This is a genomic window from Kitasatospora sp. NEAU-69 (genome assembly GCF_057158765.1).
In genome coordinates this window covers 1-15,926 of record NZ_JBWXUE010000068.1, presented here as the reverse complement: position 1 = coordinate 15,926, position 15,926 = coordinate 1, and the positions used below count along the sequence as shown (strand labels likewise).

At 72.8% G+C, this 15,926-nt stretch carries 14 protein-coding genes and 1 rRNA gene; 7 read left to right on the top strand and 8 right to left on the bottom strand.

Annotated elements, in window-relative coordinates; genetic code table 11:
* Window positions 1–38: 38 nt before the first annotated feature.
* Window positions 39–2,066 (bottom strand): M3 family metallopeptidase, encoded by a 2,028-nt coding sequence (locus AC060L_RS36925; RefSeq protein ID WP_483803376.1) that lies wholly within the window; start codon window positions 2,064–2,066, stop codon window positions 39–41.
* A gap of 90 nt (window positions 2,067–2,156) precedes the next feature.
* Entirely contained in the window at window positions 2,157–2,603 is a 447-nt protein-coding gene (locus tag AC060L_RS36920; protein WP_483803375.1) for an ester cyclase, read from the bottom strand.
* A gap of 74 nt (window positions 2,604–2,677) precedes the next feature.
* Here AC060L_RS36920 and AC060L_RS36915 point away from each other — a divergent pair, with 74 nt between their 5' ends.
* A complete protein-coding gene (locus AC060L_RS36915; RefSeq protein WP_483803374.1) occupies window positions 2,678–3,391 on the top strand; it encodes a TetR/AcrR family transcriptional regulator in 714 nt (237 codons plus the stop codon).
* Window positions 3,392–3,484: 93 nt separating this feature from the next.
* Complete coding sequence (locus tag AC060L_RS36910; RefSeq protein WP_483803373.1) at window positions 3,485–5,227, top strand: bifunctional 3'-5' exonuclease/DNA polymerase; 1,743 nt, start codon at window positions 3,485–3,487, stop codon at window positions 5,225–5,227.
* A gap of 77 nt (window positions 5,228–5,304) precedes the next feature.
* Here AC060L_RS36910 and dhaM read toward each other — a convergent pair whose 3' ends face one another.
* Window positions 5,305–5,697 (bottom strand): dihydroxyacetone kinase phosphoryl donor subunit DhaM, encoded by a 393-nt coding sequence (dhaM, locus tag AC060L_RS36905; protein ID WP_483803372.1) that lies wholly within the window; start codon window positions 5,695–5,697, stop codon window positions 5,305–5,307.
* Window positions 5,698–5,825: 128 nt separating this feature from the next.
* Here dhaM and dhaK point away from each other — a divergent pair, with 128 nt between their 5' ends.
* Entirely contained in the window at window positions 5,826–6,821 is a 996-nt protein-coding gene (gene dhaK, locus AC060L_RS36900) for a dihydroxyacetone kinase subunit DhaK (protein WP_483803371.1), read from the top strand.
* 56 nt (window positions 6,822–6,877) lie between these two features.
* Entirely contained in the window at window positions 6,878–7,507 is a 630-nt protein-coding gene (gene dhaL / locus AC060L_RS36895; protein ID WP_483803370.1) for a dihydroxyacetone kinase subunit DhaL, read from the top strand.
* Window positions 7,508–7,534: 27 nt separating this feature from the next.
* Here dhaL and AC060L_RS36890 read toward each other — a convergent pair whose 3' ends face one another.
* Window positions 7,535–8,701 carry a PP2C family protein-serine/threonine phosphatase gene (locus AC060L_RS36890; RefSeq protein WP_483803369.1) on the bottom strand — a complete coding sequence of 389 codons (1,167 nt, stop codon included), beginning with the start codon at window positions 8,699–8,701 and terminating at the stop codon, window positions 7,535–7,537.
* A gap of 147 nt (window positions 8,702–8,848) precedes the next feature.
* On the opposite strand from AC060L_RS36890, the gene AC060L_RS36885 reads away from it, so the two are divergent.
* Window positions 8,849–9,067 (top strand): heavy-metal-associated domain-containing protein, encoded by a 219-nt coding sequence (locus AC060L_RS36885; protein ID WP_483803368.1) that lies wholly within the window; start codon window positions 8,849–8,851, stop codon window positions 9,065–9,067.
* Window positions 9,068–9,148: 81 nt separating this feature from the next.
* Here the strand turns inward: AC060L_RS36885 and AC060L_RS36880 are convergent, their stop codons facing one another.
* From AC060L_RS36880 to recD2, 3 genes are all read right to left on the bottom strand, one after another.
* Entirely contained in the window at window positions 9,149–9,868 is a 720-nt protein-coding gene (locus AC060L_RS36880; protein ID WP_483803367.1) for an SDR family NAD(P)-dependent oxidoreductase, read from the bottom strand.
* 526 nt (window positions 9,869–10,394) lie between these two features.
* Window positions 10,395–11,705: a citrate synthase gene (locus AC060L_RS36875; protein ID WP_483803366.1), complete on the bottom strand. Its 1,311-nt coding sequence runs from the start codon at window positions 11,703–11,705 to the stop codon at window positions 10,395–10,397.
* A 227-nt stretch (window positions 11,706–11,932) separates the two neighbouring features.
* Entirely contained in the window at window positions 11,933–14,176 is a 2,244-nt protein-coding gene (gene recD2 / locus AC060L_RS36870; protein WP_483803365.1) for an SF1B family DNA helicase RecD2, read from the bottom strand.
* A 171-nt stretch (window positions 14,177–14,347) separates the two neighbouring features.
* On the opposite strand from recD2, the gene AC060L_RS36865 reads away from it, so the two are divergent.
* Complete coding sequence (locus AC060L_RS36865) at window positions 14,348–15,160, top strand: VOC family protein (protein WP_483803364.1); 813 nt, start codon at window positions 14,348–14,350, stop codon at window positions 15,158–15,160.
* Between the two features lie 51 nt (window positions 15,161–15,211).
* Complete coding sequence (locus tag AC060L_RS36860; RefSeq protein ID WP_483803363.1) at window positions 15,212–15,664, top strand: N-acetyltransferase family protein; 453 nt, start codon at window positions 15,212–15,214, stop codon at window positions 15,662–15,664.
* Window positions 15,665–15,732: 68 nt separating this feature from the next.
* Here AC060L_RS36860 and rrf read toward each other — a convergent pair.
* Window positions 15,733–15,857: ribosomal RNA gene (rrf, locus tag AC060L_RS36855) — 5S ribosomal RNA — on the bottom strand.
* Between the last annotated feature and the right edge of the window lie 69 nt (window positions 15,858–15,926).

Sequence of the window (15,926 nt, the reverse complement as noted above, 5' to 3'; positions counted from 1 at the left end):
CACCGGCGTCACCGCCGACCAGTCAGCCCACCGACCCGCTAGCCCGCCAGGCCGCGCCGGGCCAGCAGCGGCGCGAGCTCGGGGTCGCGCCCGAGCACCGCGCGGAACGCGTCCATCGCGGGCACGCTGCCACCGCGGGAGAGCAGTTCACGGCGGAACACCTCGCCGCTCTCGCGCACCGGCCGCCCGTTGCCGCGGAACCACTCCACCGTGTCGGCGTCCAGCACCTCGGACCAGAGGTACGCGTAGTAGCCCGCGCTGTACTCGTAGCTGAAGACGTGGTTGAAGTAACCGGTCCGGTAGCGCGGCGGGATCGCGTCCATCGCGAGCCCGGCCGCCCTGAGCGCGGCGGCCTCGAACTCCTCGGCGTCCTCGATCTCCCGGCCCGCCGGAACGGTGTGCCAGGCCCAGTCCAGCAGCGCCGCCGCGAGCACCTCGACCAGCTTGCACCCCTGGCCGAACTGCCCGGCCGCTGCCAGCCGTTCGACCAGTTCGGCCGGCAGCGGCGCACCGGTCTCGTGGTGCCTGGCGTAGTTGGCCCGCACCTCGGGCCAGGCCGCCCACATCTCGTTGACCTGCGAGGGGAACTCGACGAAGTCGCGCGGCACCAGCGTGCCGCCCAGCAGCGGGTAGCGCACCGCGGAGAAGAGCCCGTGCAGCGCGTGCCCGAACTCGTGGAAGAGCGTGCGGACTTCGTCCAGACTGAGCAGCGCCGGCTCGCCGGGGGCCGGCTTGGCCAGGTTGAGGTTGTTGTAGATCACCGGCTTGCGGTCGAACAGAGCGGCCTGCGGGACCATCTGGTCCATCCAGGCGCCACCACGCTTGGACGGCCGGGCGAAACAGTCGATCATGAAGAGGCCGAGCGCGCTGCCGTCCGCCTCGAAGACCTCGAAGACCCGCGTCTCGGGGTGGTAGCCGACCAGGTCGGGGCGCTCGGTCAGGGTGATCCCGTAGACCAGCTCGGCGGCATGGAACACGCCGTCGCGCAGCACCCGTTCGAGCTCGTAGTACGGGCGCAGCTCGGCGGCGTCCAGGTCGTAGTCGGCCTTGCGCAGCCGCTCGGCGTAGTAGGCGACGTCGTGCGCGCCGAAGTCGGTGACGCCGTCCGCCTCGGCCAGCCCGGCCAGCCGGGCCAGCTCCCGCTCGGCGTTGGCGACCGCGGCGGGGACCAGCTTGGCCATCAGCGCGTCCACCGCCTCGACGCTGCCGGCGGTCTCGTCCGCGACGACGTAGGCGGCGTGGCTCGGGTAGCCGAGCAGCGCGGCCCGCTCGGCGCGCAGCGCGGCCAGCCGGGCCGCGACCGGGCCGTTGGTCGCGGCGGCGCGGCCGAGCGAGGCGTCCAGCAGGCGGCGGCGGACCTCGCGGTCGGTCAGCACGGCCAGCGCCGGCTGGATCGAGAAGTTCAGCAGGCTCAGCACGTACTTGCCCGGGTGGCCCAGCGCCCGGCCGTTCTCGGCGGCGGCCGCCACCGCGTCCGCCGACAGGCCGTCCAGCTCGGCGACGGTGTCCAGCACCAGCGCGCCGGCCGCGGTCGCGCCGAAGGTGTTCTCGTGGAACGTGTTGCCGGCGGCCGCGATCTCGGCGTTCAGCTCGCGCAGCCGCTGCTGCCCGGCCTGCGGCAGCCGCGCGCCGGCCCGCACGAAGCGGGTGTGGTGCCGCTCCAGCAGGCGCAGCGACTCGGCGTCCAGCCCGAGTTCGGCACTGCGGGCGTGCACCGCGTCGATCCGCGCGAAGAGCGCCTGGTCCAGGTGGACGGCGTCCGCGTGCGCGGCCAGCTTCGGACGGAACTCGGCGTCCAGCTGCTGCACCAGCGGCTCGGTGACCGCCGCGCTCTGGTTGTCGAAGGCGGCCAGCACCCGCCGCAGCAGCCCGCCGCTGCGCTCCAGCGCCACCAGCGTGTTCTCGAAGCTCGCCGGCTCGGGATCCGCGGCGATCCGCGCGATCTCGGCGAGCTGCTCGGCCATGCCCAGTTCGAGAGCCGGCCGGTAGTGCTCGGCCCGGATCCGCTCGAACTGCGGCAGCTGGTAAGGCAACGGGCTCGGTGTGAGGAAGGGGTTCTCCGTCATTGGGGGGACTTTACGCGCCGTCAGACGACCGATCCGACCCCCACCCACCCCTGTCCGACCCCACGTCACCACCGGTCGGCCGTGCGCTGCTCAGTCCTCGGTCGGCCAGTCCCAGCCGAGCTGGAGGAAGAGGCCCAGCCGGTCCGAGACGGCGCGCAGTTCGGTGATCCGCCCGGCGACGACGGTGAACATGAAGATCGCCTCGTTCTCGAAGGAACGCCCCGTCGGCACCGGCATCCGCGCGTGGCTGCCCGAGCTGGTGCCGCTCTGCACCACCCGGGCGACCACCCGGTCGCCCTCGGCCACCAGGTCCTCGACCCGGACCCGGTACGGCGCGAGCGCGGTGAGCTGCGCCTCGATGGCCGCGAAGGCCGCGCCGGGCTCGTCCGGCTCACCAAAGATGATCTTGTTGTGGTCGATCACATCGGGCGCGAGGAAGTCCGTCAGGTCACTCAGGCGCCCCTCGTTCAGCGCCTCGAAGAGCCCGCCCACCACGTCCTTGTTCTGCTCCAGCACGCCCTGCCGCACCTCGACCACCCCTTTGTCTTACGCTGTAAGGTTCCGCCGGGGAGTACGCTCCTCTTACGCCGTAAGAATGTCAAGGGGAGACCGTGAGCACGAGTGCGACGCCCACCGCGCGGGCCGGACTGACCCGCCAGAAGGTGCTGGCCGCTGCCCTGGAACTGGCCGACCAGGAAGGCATCGAGAAGCTCTCGATGCGCCGGCTCGGCGCGGCTCTCGGGGTGGAGGCGATGACGCTGTACCACTACCTGCCGAACAAGGCCGCGCTGCTGGAGGGGCTGGTCGAGCTGGTCGTCACATCCGTCCGGCCGAACGAGCCGGCCCCTGCCGAGGCCGCTCCGATTGTGGCCGAAGCGGCCCGCGGCGGCACCGACCCGGACTGGATCGCGCAGCTGCGCGCGCTCGCCGTCGCGCTCCGCGCCGCGCTGCTGCGCCACCCCGCGGTGCTGCCCCTGGTGGCGAGCCGCTCGGTCGGCTCGGCAGCGGCACTCGCGGCCGTGGAGGAGACCGCCGCCGCGCTGACCCGGGCCGGCTTCTCCCCGTTGCTCGCGCTGCGCCTGGTCAACGCGGTCGCCACCACGGTCACCGGCCACTGCCTGGCCGAGGCCGCCGACGCCCCGGGCCACCCCGGGCCCACCGAACCGCCGGTGCTCGACCCCGCCGCACTGCCCGTGCTGGCCGCCGCCGCAGCGGCCGGGCTCGGCAGCCCGCAGGACCACCAGGCCCGCTTCGAACTGCTGCTGGACGCGCTGCTGGACGGCCTGGCCAGGCAGTGTCCGACCCAGCCGCTACCGTCGCACTGACACCGCCCGCGCGCCCACACACGCGCTCACCCACACACCCGCACACCCACTCACCCGTCCGACCGCGCAGGCCGGCCCAGAGAGGAGCCCGCCATGGCGGCCGACCACGCACCGAGGATGGCGCTGGTGCCGGACGAGCACGGCCGTGGCGGCCGGCTGCACCGGCTGGCCGAGGACGGCACGCCGACTGGTGGGCCGCTGCACGCCACCGACCTGGCCGCCGCCGTCGCCGAGCTGGAGGCCGCCGAGCACCCGCGCTGGGTGTGGGCCGCCGCCGAGTCCGGCTACGCGCCGCTGCTCCCCCGGCTGCCGGACCGACTCGGCCGCTGCCACGACCTGCGGCTGGTCGAGCCGCTGCTGCTGGCGCACGAGGGCCGGTACGGCGCCGCACGCTCGCTCGGCGCCGCCTGGGCCCGGCTGCACGGGCTGCCGGTCCCCGAGGACCTCCCCGAGCCCGGCGCCGGCGGCAGCGAGGAGCAGGACACGCTCTTCGCCCCCGACCGCCTGCAGCTGCCGCCCGGCGTCGACCCGCTGGCGGCCGTGCTGGCCGTGCACGCCGACCAGCAGCGCCGGCTGCGGGCGATCCCGGGCGAGCCGGAGCAGGCGCGGCTGCGGCTGCTGCTCGCCGCCGAGTCGGCCGGCGCGCTGTGCGCCGCCGAGATGGCCTTCGACGGCCTGCCCTGGCGCGCCGAACTGCACGACGCGCTGCTCACCGAGCTGCTCGGCCCGCGCCCGCACATCCCCGGCACCCAGCCCGCCAAACTGGCCGAGGTGGCGGTGCAGCTGCAGCAGGCGCTGGGCGGCCGGCCGTTCAACCCCGACTCGCCGAACCAGGTGCTGCGCGCCTTCGCCGACCAGGGCATCCGGCTGACCAGCACCCGCTCCTGGGAGCTGCGCGAGGTGGACCACCCGGCGGCCGAGCTGATGATCCGCTACAAGGAGCTGGCCCGGATCCACGCCGCGCACGGCTGGGCCTGGCAGGACGCCTGGGCGCGCGGCGGCCGGTTCCGCCCGGAGTACGTGGTCGGCGGCGTGGTCTCGGGCCGCTGGGCCAGCCGTGGCGGCGGGGCGCTGCAGATCCCGCGGATCCTGCGCCGCGCGGTGGTCGCCGATCCCGGCTGGCTGCTGGTGGTGGCGGACGCCGCGCAGCTGGAGCCCCGGGTGCTGACCGCGCTCTCCGCCGACGCCGGGCTGGCCCGAACGGCGGCCGGCGGCGACCTGTACCAGGCACTGGCCGCCACCGCCTTCCAGGGCGACCGGGACAAGGCCAAGCTGGGCCTGCTCGGCGCGATGTACGGGCAGACCAGCGGGGACATCGGCGCGCTGCTGGCCACTCTGCGCCAGCGCTACCCGGCGGCGATGGGCTACGTCGAGGCGGCCGCCCGCACCGGCGAGGAGGGCGGCGTGGTCTCGTCCCGGCTCGGCCGACGCTGCCCGCCGCCCTCGGACGCCTGGCTGGACCTCGCCGAGACCGCCGGCGGGCCCGGCGGCGCGGGCGGCGAGGCCTCCGAGCAGGGCGGGCGCTCGACCCGCGCCCGCGGCCGGTTCACCCGCAACTTCGTGATCCAGGCCAGCGCCGCCGACTGGGCACTGGCGCTGCTCGCCGCGCTGCGCCGCCGACTGCTCGCGATGGCGGGCGAGCCGGGTGAGCGGCCGCAGCTGGTCTTCTTCCAGCACGACGAGGTCGTGGTGCACGCGCCGGCCAACCTGGCCGACCGGGTCGCGGCCGCCGTCACCGAGGCCGCCGACGAGGCTAGCCGGCTGGTCTTCGGCGAGACGCCGGTGCGGTTCCCGATGAGCACCGCCGTGGTGGAGTGCTACGCGGACGCGAAGTGACCACGCCGCTGCCGGCCGGCCGGCTGACTGGCTGACCATGCGGCCGGCCGGGCGGCGGGCCGGGCGGCGGGCCGGGCTCAGAGCTTGCGCGCCTGCCACGCCTCCTGCGCCGACCGGACCACCTCGTCCAGCCCGGCCCCGGTCGAGGCGGTGACCACCGCCGCGACCGCGCCCTCCACGAACGGCGCGTCCACCAGCACCAGCCCGTCCTGCTCCAGGTCGGCCAGCACGGCCCGCGCGGTGAGCACCGAGCTCCCGAGGTCCGGCAGCACCACCACGCCCGCGCCGCCGTCCACCTGCCGCACCGCATCGGTGATCAGCTCGTAGCTGGTCCCGAGCTCCCCCTGCTCGGTCCCCGCGGCGACCGCCAGCCGCACGCCGCCACCGCCCAACTGCTCGACCAGCTCGCGCACCCCCGCCGCGAGCAGCGGACTGTGCGACACCAGCACGATTCCCACCGAGGTCCTCATACCGACCGAGCCTAGAACCGGGACCGGTCCGGCCGCCACGCCACGTCCTGCCGAAAGGGTGAGCAATACCGCACCGGTGGCGTAGGTTTCAAGAGCACCGTCCGACCGCCCCCACGGGAGACGAAGCAATGAAGAAACTGATCAACACACCGGATTCGGTACTCACCGACGCGCTCGCCGGAATCGCCGCCGCGCACCCGGAGTTGACCGTGGACCTGGAGAACCGCGTGATCCGGCGGGCCGGTTCACCACGACCCGGGAAGGTCGCCCTGATCTCCGGCGGCGGCTCCGGGCACGAGCCCCTGCACGGCGGTTTCGTCGGCCCCGGGATGCTCGACGCGGCCTGCCCCGGCGAGGTCTTCACCTCACCCGTCCCCGACCAGCTGCTCGCCGCCGCGCGGGCCTGCAACGCCGGCGCCGGCGTGGTCTTCGTGGTCAAGAACTACACCGGCGACGTACTGAACTTCGAGCTCGCGGCCGAGCTGGCCGCCGAGGAGGGCATCGAGGTCCGCACCGTCCTGGTGGACGACGACGTCGCGGTGAAGGACTCCACCTTCACCGCCGGACGGCGCGGCACCGGCGCCACCGTCATGGTCGAGAAGGCGGCCGGCGCGCTGGCCGAGCGCGGCGCGAGCGCGGCCGAGGTCGCCTCGGTCGGCGAGCGGGTGAACGCCGCCTCCCGCTCGTTCGCGATCGCGCTGACCGCCGCGACCGTGCCGGCGGCCGGCAAACCCGGGTTCGACCTGCCCGACGACCAGGTCGAGGTCGGCGTCGGCATCCACGGCGAGCCGGGCCGCCGGCGCGAGCCGCTGCGCCCGGCGCACGAGCTGGTCGCCGAGGTGGTGGACACGATCCTCGCCGATCACACGCTGGCGGCCGGCGACGAGGTGATCGCGCTGGTCAACGGGATGGGCGCGACCCCGCTGCTGGAGCTGTACATCGTCTACGGCGAGGTGAGCGCACGGCTCGCCGAGCGCGGCATCCGGATCGTCCGCAACCTGGTCGGCAACTACGTGACCAGCCTGGACATGGCCGGCTTCTCGCTCACCCTGACCAAGGCCGACCCCGAGCTGCTGGAGCTCTGGGACGCCCCCGTGAACACCCCTGGACTGCGCCGCGCCTGATACCGACCGGCACCGCCCGAGCCCCATCGCCCGAGCCCCCAGGAGGACGCAAGCAGATGGACCACGACCTCACCGTCGCCTGGCTGCGCGCCACCGCCGCAGCCGTCGAGCAGCACCAGCTGGAACTCACCGACCTGGACGCCGCGATCGGCGACGGCGACCACGGCAGCAACCTGCGGCGCGGCTTCGTGGCCGTCGCCGAGATGCTGGACACCCAACCGGCGGACAGCTCGGCGGCCGCGCTGCTGAGCAAGACCGGGCTGACCCTGATCGCCAAGGTCGGCGGCGCCTCCGGGCCGCTGTACGGCACCGCGCTGCGCACCACCGGCAAGTCGCTGCCGGAGCCCGCCGCCGACCTGTCCGGGCTGGCCGACGCGCTGCGCGCCGGCCTGACCGCGCTGCAGAAGCTCGGCGGCGCGATGCCCGGTGACAAGACGCTGGTGGACGCGTTCGAGCCGGCCGTCGCCGCGCTGGAGCGCGCCGCGCTGGACGGCTTCACGCTGCGCGAGGCCACCGCGCTGGCCGCCGAGGCGGCCGAGGCGGGCGCCCGGGCGACCATCCCGATGGAGGCCCGCAAGGGCCGGGCCTCCTACCTGGGCGCCCGCAGCATCGGGCACCAGGACCCGGGCGCGACCTCGACCGCGCTGCTCTTCCGGGCCCTGTCCGACGTGGCCTCCGGCCGCTAGCTCCCGCCACCCGCCGCCCGCCGGCGGTCAGCGGCAGCTGAGCAGCAGGAGCAGCGCGTCGTCGTCCAGCTCCCCGCCGGTGTGCGCGAGCAGATCGGCGTAGAGCCGGGCGACGGCCGCGTCCAGCTCGGCGACCGAACCGCCGGCGCCCGCCACCAGCGGCCCGGCCCGGTCCTCCAGCGGGTAGAACGCGCCGGTCGCGTGGTGCCGGGCCTCCACCACGCCGTCCGTGCAGAGCACCATCACGTCGGCGTCACCGAACGCCAGGTCCCAGGTCTGCGGCTCGCCGGGGGCCAGCCGGCCCAGGCCCAGCGGCACCCAGGGGTCCGGCGCCTCCAGCACGTCGACCGCGCCGTCCGCGGCCACCCGCAGCGGCGGGACGTGCCCGTAGTGCAGCAGCTCGACCACCCGGGAGCGGCGGAACTCGGCGAACAGCGCGGTGGTGAACTCGCCGTCGGGTGCGTGCCGCAGCACGCTCGCCTCGATCCGGCCCGCCACCCCGCGCAGTCCGGGCTCGTCGTAGGCCGCCTCGCGGAACGCGCCGAGCACGACGGCGGCCGTCTGCACCGCCTCCAGCCCCTTGCCGCGGACGTCGCCGACCACCACCCGGGTGCCGTGCGGGGTCTCCAGCGCCGCGTACAGGTCGCCGCCGATCCGCGCTTCGTCGGCGGCCGAGGCGAAGCGCACCGCGAGCCGCAGCGGCCCGACCTCCGGGTCCGGCTGGCGCAGCAGCGCGCGCTGGGCGGCGTCCGCCACCGAGCTGACGGCGGCGAACGCGGCGGCCCGGCGCATCCGGATCTGCGCGACGTACGCGCTGAACAGCGTCAGCGCGAGGTACGTGATCATCGAGCCGAAGAGGAAGCGCTGGTCGGAGACGGCGGTCACCTGGTCGTACCGGTTCAGCCCGACCAGCGCGCCGAGCCCGACGGTGCAGACCGCGAGCACGCCGACCGCCGAGAGGGTGAGCGCGGAGATCGAGGGCACCACCGTCATCAGCGGGGCCAGGTAGCGGTCCTTGCCGGTCGACAGGTCCGCGATGCAGACCCCGAGGATCGCCAGCAGGCCCGGCGCGGCGCGCCGCCGCCAGTCGACGTCCCGCAGGTCCACGGTGGCCAGTGCCCGCCGCCGGCGCCCCCGGGAGATCCCGGTGAGCTCGGGGAACAGCGGCACGAGCAGGCGGCGGTTGCGGGGCACGAGCGGAACATTACGGACAATCAGCCCGCCGGGCCACCGCCCCGGCGTGGCGCACCCCAGGCCTTGGCGAGCGGAGAGTGCTGATTCGACTACTGTCTGCTAGCGCGGCGCGCCGACCCGGCGCCCCTCGGATCCCCGGAGGCCCATGTGTCCACCAGCACCACCTACACCGTCACCGGCATGAGCTGCGGTCACTGCGAGAAGTCGGTGAGCTCCGAGCTCACCGCGCTGCACGGCGTGACCGGCGTGACCGCCGACGCCAGGACCGGCACGGTCACCGTCTCCTCCGAGCGTCCACTGGACGACTCGGCGGTGCGCGCCGCGATCGACGAGGCCGGCTACGAGCTGGTCGGCCGGTCCGCCTGAGCACCGCCGCAGGGACGACCGGCGCCGCCCCGACCGACGGCGGCCCGGTCGGCACCCGAGCGCCTGCCGGTCAGCGCCCGGTCAGCGCCCGGGCAGCTCGCCGCCGTTGCAGTGCAGGATCTCGGCGGTGATGAAGCTCGCGTCGGCCGAGGCGAGGAAGAAGACCGCGGCGGCCACCTCGCCCGTCTCACCGATCCGGCCGAGCAGCGTACGGGCGGCCCGCCGGGAGACCTCGGCCTCGTCCAGCCGCGGGCCGAAGAACTCGGTCCCGGCCACCGTGCCCGGCGCGACGATGTTCGCCGTGATGCCCGAGGGGCCGAGCTGGGCCGCCAGGAAGTGGTTCCAGGCGTGCAGCGAGGCCTTGGCCGCGCCGTACGAGCCGGCGCCGCGCAGCGCGGCGATCGAGCTGATCGTGACCACTCGCCCGGACCCCGGGGTGAGCCGGTCGCGGACCGACTCGGTGAGCAGCACGGCGGTCAGCACGTTGCGCTCGAAGTCGCCGCGCCAGCGGGCCAGCAGCGCGTGCGGCCCGGCGCCGAAGGGGGTCTCGCGGCTGCCCGCGTTGTTCACCAGGACGTCGATCCGGCTCGGCAGCACCGCCAGCGCGGCCTCCACCGCATCCGGGTCGGCCAGGTCGCAGACCAGCGGGGTGACCGACGGGCCGAGCTCGGCCGCGGCCTGCTCCAGCACCGCGCGGCGCCGGCCGACGATCACCACCTGTTCGCCGGCCTCGACGAACCGCCGGGCGATCTCCAGGCCGATTCCGGTGCCCCCACCCGTCACGACGACATTCCTGGCCATCTGCGTTCTCCCGCCCTGTCCGTACCGGAATGACACGATTCCTATCACGCTGGGTTGCGAGAGTTACGGGGAGGGTGACGCCGAGCGCGGCTGATCATGTGGTATGGACGGCCGGACGCTACGTGTGCGTAGGGTAGCGAGAGCCAATTCACACTGCCCAAACGTAACTTTGCCGACGCAGATACGTCTTACCTTGTGAGTGCGGCTCGATGACTGCGGAACGGCAGTGCCCGGCCCGTCCCCTGCCGGGGCGGACCGAGCACACGCAGTGACCAGGCCGCCGACGGGGCTCCGGCGGGCCCCGGGAAGGCCGTCGCAGTCCGCGACGGTCCTCGCGCACGGCGCCGGGCGGTGGCGGGACCAGGGACGCTTTGAGCGGCCGTCCCCGGCCTCAGCCACTTACCGGGCGCCGTGCGCCGCCGCTTTCCGCCGCTCTTCTGCCCCTCCCGGCCTCCCGGATGCGCCGAAGGCCCCGCAGCTGGGCTGCGGGGCCTTCGGCACATCCGGTGGTGTCCGGTCAGCGCGGTCAGCGCTTGTCGAGCTCCACGTAGTCGCGGATCGCGGTGCCGGTGTAGATCTGGCGCGGACGGCCGATCCGGCTGCCCGGCTCCTTGATCATCTCGTGCCAGTGGGCGATCCAGCCCGGCAGCCGGCCGAGCGCGAACAGCACGGTGAACATGCTGGTCGGGAAGCCCATGGCGCGGTAGATCAGGCCGGTGTAGAAGTCCACGTTCGGGTAGAGCTTGCGCGAGATGAAGAAGTCATCGTTGAGCGCGTGCTCCTCCAGCTTGAGCGCGATCTCCAGCAGCTCGTCGGACTTGCCGAGCTGCGCGAGCACGTCGTGCGCCAGGCCCTTGACCAGCTGGGCACGCGGGTCGAAGCTCTTGTACACGCGGTGACCGAAGCCCATGAGCTTCACGCCGTCCTCGCGGTTCTTCACCTTGGTGATGAACGCGTCGACGTCGCCGCCGTCCTTCTGGATCTGCTCCAGCATCTCCAGCACGGCCTGGTTGGCGCCGCCGTGCAGCGGGCCCCAGAGCGCCGAGATGCCGGCCGAGATAGAGGCGAACTGGTTCGCGTGGCTGGAGCCGACCAGGCGCACCGTGGAGGTCGAGCAGTTCTGCTCGTGGTCCGCGTGCAGGATGAGCAGCTTGTCCAGCGCGTTGACGATCACCGGGTTGAGCTCGTACTCCTGCGCCGGGACGGCGAAGGTCATCCGCAGGAAGTTCTCGACGTAGCTCAGGTCGTTGCGCGGGTAGACGAACGGCTGGCCGACCGACTTCTTGTACGCGTAGGCCGCGATGGTCGGCAGCTTCGCGAGCAGGCGCACGGTCGACAGGTGGCGCTGGCCGGCGTCGAACGGGTTGTGGCTGTCCTGGTAGAAGGTGGACAGCGCGCCGACCACCGAGGAGAGCATCGCCATCGGGTGCGCGTCCCGCGGGAAGCCCTGGTAGAAGCGCTTGACGTCCTCGTGCAGCAGGGTGTGCTGGGTGATCTCGCTGTTGAACTCCGCCAGCTGGTCGGCGGTGGGCAGCTCACCGTTGATCAGGAGGTACGCGGTCTCGATGAAGCTGCCCTGCCCGGCCAGCTGCTCGATCGGGTAACCGCGGTAGCGGAGGATGCCGTTGTCACCGTCCACGAAGGTGATCGCGGACTTGTAGGCAGCGGTGTTGCCGAAGCCGTTGTCCAGGGTGACCAGGCCGGTCTGCGGGAGCAGCTTCGAGATGTCGAAGCCGGCGTTGCCCGCAGTGCTCTCGACGACGGGGTACTCGTACTCGCCGCCCTGGTACCGCAGTACGACAGAGTCCTGACTGTTCTCGCTCACGCGCTTCCTCACCGACGAAAATGAAGACTCTTCCAAGGGGTTGCCCTGACTGTCCCACCCTCCCCCATCCGGAGGACGGTTGCGCACCCGGGGTGGCCCGAAAGAGCCTTGTTCTACAAAAGCCGTGGTCCCAGCCGGTACGAACCGGACAAGATCATGGCAAGACTAGGCTGGTCCATCAATTTCTTCACGTCAAGATACCCCCGTCGGGGCCCCCGGCCCCATTCGGCCTCGGGTGATCATCCAATGGCCAACCGGTGATCGAGTGCCGAGTGCCGGCGTCCGGCGCTCACCGTGCGGACGGCCTGCCCGATCGCCTTGCGCGAGCCGACCAGCACCACCAGCTTCTTGGCCCGGGTGACCGCCGTGTAGAGCAGGTTGCGCTGCAGCATCGTCCACGCCGAGGTGGTGACCGGAATCACCACGGCGGGGTACTCGCTGCCCTGCGAACGGTGGATCGTGACGGCGTAGGCGTGCGCCAGCTCGTCCAGCTCGTCGAAGTCGTAGGGCACCTCCTCGTCCTCGTCGGTCAGCACGGTGAGCCGTTGGTCCTCCACGCTCAGCGCGGTGACCACGCCGACCGTGCCGTTGAAGACCCCGTTCAGACCCTTCTCGTAGTTGTTGCGGATCTGGGTCACCTTGTCGCCTACCCGGAACGTCCGCCCGCCGAACCGCTTCTCGGCCAGTCCCTCCCGGCCGGGCGTGACGGCCGCCTGGAGCAGCGTGTTGAGGTTGCCCGCGCCGGCCGGGCCGCGGTGCATCGGGGCCAGCACCTGGACGTCCCGGCGCGGGTCCAGCCCGAACCGCTGCGGGATCCGACGGGCCACCACGTCCACCACCAGGCCGGCCGCGCGCTCGGTTTCGTCCTCGACGAAGAGGAAGAAGTCCGCCAGGCCCTCGGTGAGCGGCGGCAGGCCCTCGTTGATCCGGTGCGCGTTGACCACCACGCCGGACTGCTGCGCCTGCCGGAAGATCCGGGTCAGCCGCACCGACGGGATCGGCCCGCCCTCGGCGAGCAGATCCCGCAGCACCTCCCCGGCACCGACCGAGGGCAGCTGGTCGACGTCCCCGACCAGCAGCAGGTGCGCGCCCGGCGCGACCGCCTTGATCAGCTTGTTCGCCAGGATCAGATCCAGCATCGAGGCCTCGTCCACCACCACCAGGTCGGCGTCCAGCGGCCGGTCCCGGTCGTAGGCCGCCTCGCCGCCCGGCCGCAGCTCCAGCAACCGGTGCACGGTGGACGCCTGGTGGCCGGTCAGCTCGGCGAGCCGCTTGGCCGCCCGTCCGGTCGGCGCGGCCAGCAGCACCTTGGCCCGCTTGGCGAGCGCGAGCGTGACGATCGACCGGACGGTGAACGACTTGCCGCAACCCGGGCCGCCGGTCAGCACCGCGACCTTCCGGGTCAGCGCCAGCTTGACCGACTCCTGCTGCTCGGGCGCCAGTTCGGCACCGGTCTGCCGGGACAGCCAGGCCAGCGCCGCCGGCCAGTCCACCTCACCGAAACCCGGCATCCGGTCGGCGTCGGTGCGCAGCAGCCGCAGCAGCTGGTTGGAGAGCGAGATCTCGGCCCGGTGGAACGGCACCAGGTAGACGGCGACCACCGGCTCGGCCGCGCCGGCCGGACCCGGCACGGTCTCGCGGACCACGCCCTCCTCGGCGACCAGCTCGGCCAGGCAGTCGATCACCAGGCCGACGTCCACCTGGAGCAGCTTCACACCGTCCGCGATCAGCCGCTCCTCGGGCAGGTAGCAGTTGCCCTGGTCGCTGCTCTGCGACAGCGCGTACTGCAGGCCGGCCTTCACCCGCTCGGGGCTGTCGTGCGGGATGCCGACCGCCTGCGCGATCCGGTCGGCGGTCAGGAAGCCGATGCCCCAGACGTCGGCGGCCAACCGGTACGGCTCGTTCTTCACCACGCCGATCGAGGAGTCGCCGTACTTCTTGTAGATCCGCACGGCGAGCGAGGTGGAGACGCCGACGCCCTGGAGGAAGACCATCACCTCCTTGATCGCCTTCTGCTCCTCCCAGGCCGCGGCGATCATCTTGGTGCGCTTCGGACCGAGGCCCGGCACCTCGACCAGCCGGGTCGGCTGCTGCTCGATCACGGTCAGCGTGTCGGCACCGAAGTGCGCCACGATCCGCTCGGCGAAACGCGGCCCGATCCCCTTGATCAGACCGGACCCGAGATAGCGCTGGATGCCCTGTACGGTGGCCGGCAGCACCGTGGTGTAGTTCTCCACCGTGAACTGCTTGCCGTACTGCGGGTGCGACCCCCAGCGGCCGTGCAGCCGCAACGACTCGCCGACCTGGGCCCCGAGCAGCGCGCCGACCACCGTGAGCAGGTCGTTGCCGCCGCGCCCGGTATCGACCCGGGCGACCGTGTAGCCGGTCTCCTCGTTGGCGTAGGTGATCCGCTCCAGCACCCCCTCGACCTCGGCGAGCTGCCGCTGCGCGGGAACTGCCTGGGTCTGCTGCGGCCCGGCCATCGCGGGGACCCCCTTACGCCACTCGTGAGCCTTGCGTTACGCACCGTACCTCTCCGCGCCGACACGGCGGCGCGCGATTGTCGGCATCCGCCCCCGGGCTGACCATGACAGGGGGACCCCGGCGGCACCCCACCGCCGGGAACGAACGCCCCGAACGAAGCGGAGCTGACCATGCTGACCACCAACTACGTCTCCGGCGCCCCGAACTGGATCGATCTGGGCAGCCCCGACACGGACGCTTCGCAGGCCTTCTACAGCGGCCTGCTCGGCTGGACCTTCGCCTCGGCCGGCCCGAATTCCGGCGGCTACGGCTTCTTCGCGCACGACGGGCGAACCGTCGCCGCGCTCGGCCCGCTGACCGAGGAGGGCGCCGCCCCGGCCTGGACGGTCTACTTCAAGACCGAGGACGCCGACCAGACGAGCAAGCTCGTCGAGCAGGCCGGCGGCGCGCTGCGGTTCGGCCCGTTCGACGTCTTCAGCGACGGCCGGATGGCCGGCTACACGGACCCGACCGGCGCCCGGTTCGCGGTCTGGCAGCCGGGCGAGACCATCGGCCTGGAGGCCGTCACGGACGTCGGCACGCTCTGCTGGACCGAGCTGCACACCAGCGACCCGGCGGCGGCCAAGTCCTTCTACCGGACCGTCTTCGACTGGCGGGCCCAGGACGTGCCGTTCGGCGACTTCACGTACACCGTGATCACCCCGGCGGCCGGCGGCACCGACTCCAGCCAGGGCGGCATCGCCGAGCTGGTCCCGGACGACAAGGCGACCGGCCAGGGCGCGTCCGCGGGCTCGTACTGGCTGCCGTACTTCGAGGTCGCGGACACCGACGCCGCCGTCGCGCGCGCCCGCGAGCTCGGCGGCAGCCTGCGCGCACCCGCGTTCGAGGCCCCCGGGGTCGGCCGGTTCGCGCAGCTCGCCGACCCGCACGGCGCGGTCTTCTCGGTCATCGCGAGTGCCGCGAGCACGCCCGCCGGAGAGTGAGCCGGCAACAGTGAGCCCTCGGGGCTCCCGGGGCGGCCCTAGGGTGGGGGCATGAACGATCTTGAGATCCGCCCTGCGACTGCCGCAGACATCCCCGCCATCGTGGCGCTGCTGGCCGCCGACTCGATAGCCGTCTCGCGCGAGACACCCGACGATCTGGCGCCCTACTACGCGGCCTTCGAGCGGATGGCCGCCGACCCGAACCAGCACCCCACGGTGGCCGTCCGGGACGGCCGGGTGGTCGGCACGCTCCAGCTCAGCGTCATCCACGGGCTCTCCCGCACCGGCACCACCCGCACCATCATCGAAGCGGTCCGGGTGCACGCCGAGGAACGCGGCAACGGGCTCGGCACCCTGCTGATGGAATGGTCGATCGAGCGCTCCCGCGAACTCGGCGCCGGCCTGGTCCAGCTCACCTCGGACCTCAGCCGGACCGACGCGCACCGCTTCTACGAGCGACTCGGCTTCACCGGATCGCACCTTGGATTCAAGCTGCAGCTCTGAACACGAAGGCCCGATAAACGCGAAAAAGCCCCTGGCCATTGCTGGCCAGGGGCTTTCCCTGAATGATTGTTCGGCGGCGTCCTACTCTCCCACAGGGTCCCCCCTGCAGTACCATCGGCGCTGTAAGGCTTAGCTTCCGGGTTTCCGGGTTCGGAATGTAACCGGGCGTTTCCCTCACGCTATGACCACCGAAACACTATGAAACTGTCAACCGCACCACACCGTGACCTTGGTGTGGGGTCGTTGTTTCAGAACAACACAG

What these genes read in the sequence shown, in the direction of transcription:
- AC060L_RS36925 (WP_483803376.1), bottom strand. Translation starts at nt 2,066, where the DNA reads ATGACGGAGAACCCCTTCCTCACACCGAGCCCGTTGCCTTACCAGCTG.
- AC060L_RS36910 (WP_483803373.1), top strand. Translation starts at nt 3,485, where the DNA reads ATGGCGGCCGACCACGCACCGAGGATGGCGCTGGTGCCGGACGAGCAC.
- dhaM (WP_483803372.1), bottom strand. Translation starts at nt 5,697, where the DNA reads ATGAGGACCTCGGTGGGAATCGTGCTGGTGTCGCACAGTCCGCTGCTC.
- dhaK (WP_483803371.1), top strand. Translation starts at nt 5,826, where the DNA reads ATGAAGAAACTGATCAACACACCGGATTCGGTACTCACCGACGCGCTC.
- dhaL (WP_483803370.1), top strand. Translation starts at nt 6,878, where the DNA reads ATGGACCACGACCTCACCGTCGCCTGGCTGCGCGCCACCGCCGCAGCC.
- AC060L_RS36880 (WP_483803367.1), bottom strand. Translation starts at nt 9,868, where the DNA reads ATGGCCAGGAATGTCGTCGTGACGGGTGGGGGCACCGGAATCGGCCTG.
- recD2 (WP_483803365.1), bottom strand. Translation starts at nt 14,176, where the DNA reads ATGGCCGGGCCGCAGCAGACCCAGGCAGTTCCCGCGCAGCGGCAGCTC.
- AC060L_RS36865 (WP_483803364.1), top strand. Translation starts at nt 14,348, where the DNA reads ATGCTGACCACCAACTACGTCTCCGGCGCCCCGAACTGGATCGATCTG.
- AC060L_RS36860 (WP_483803363.1), top strand. Translation starts at nt 15,212, where the DNA reads ATGAACGATCTTGAGATCCGCCCTGCGACTGCCGCAGACATCCCCGCC.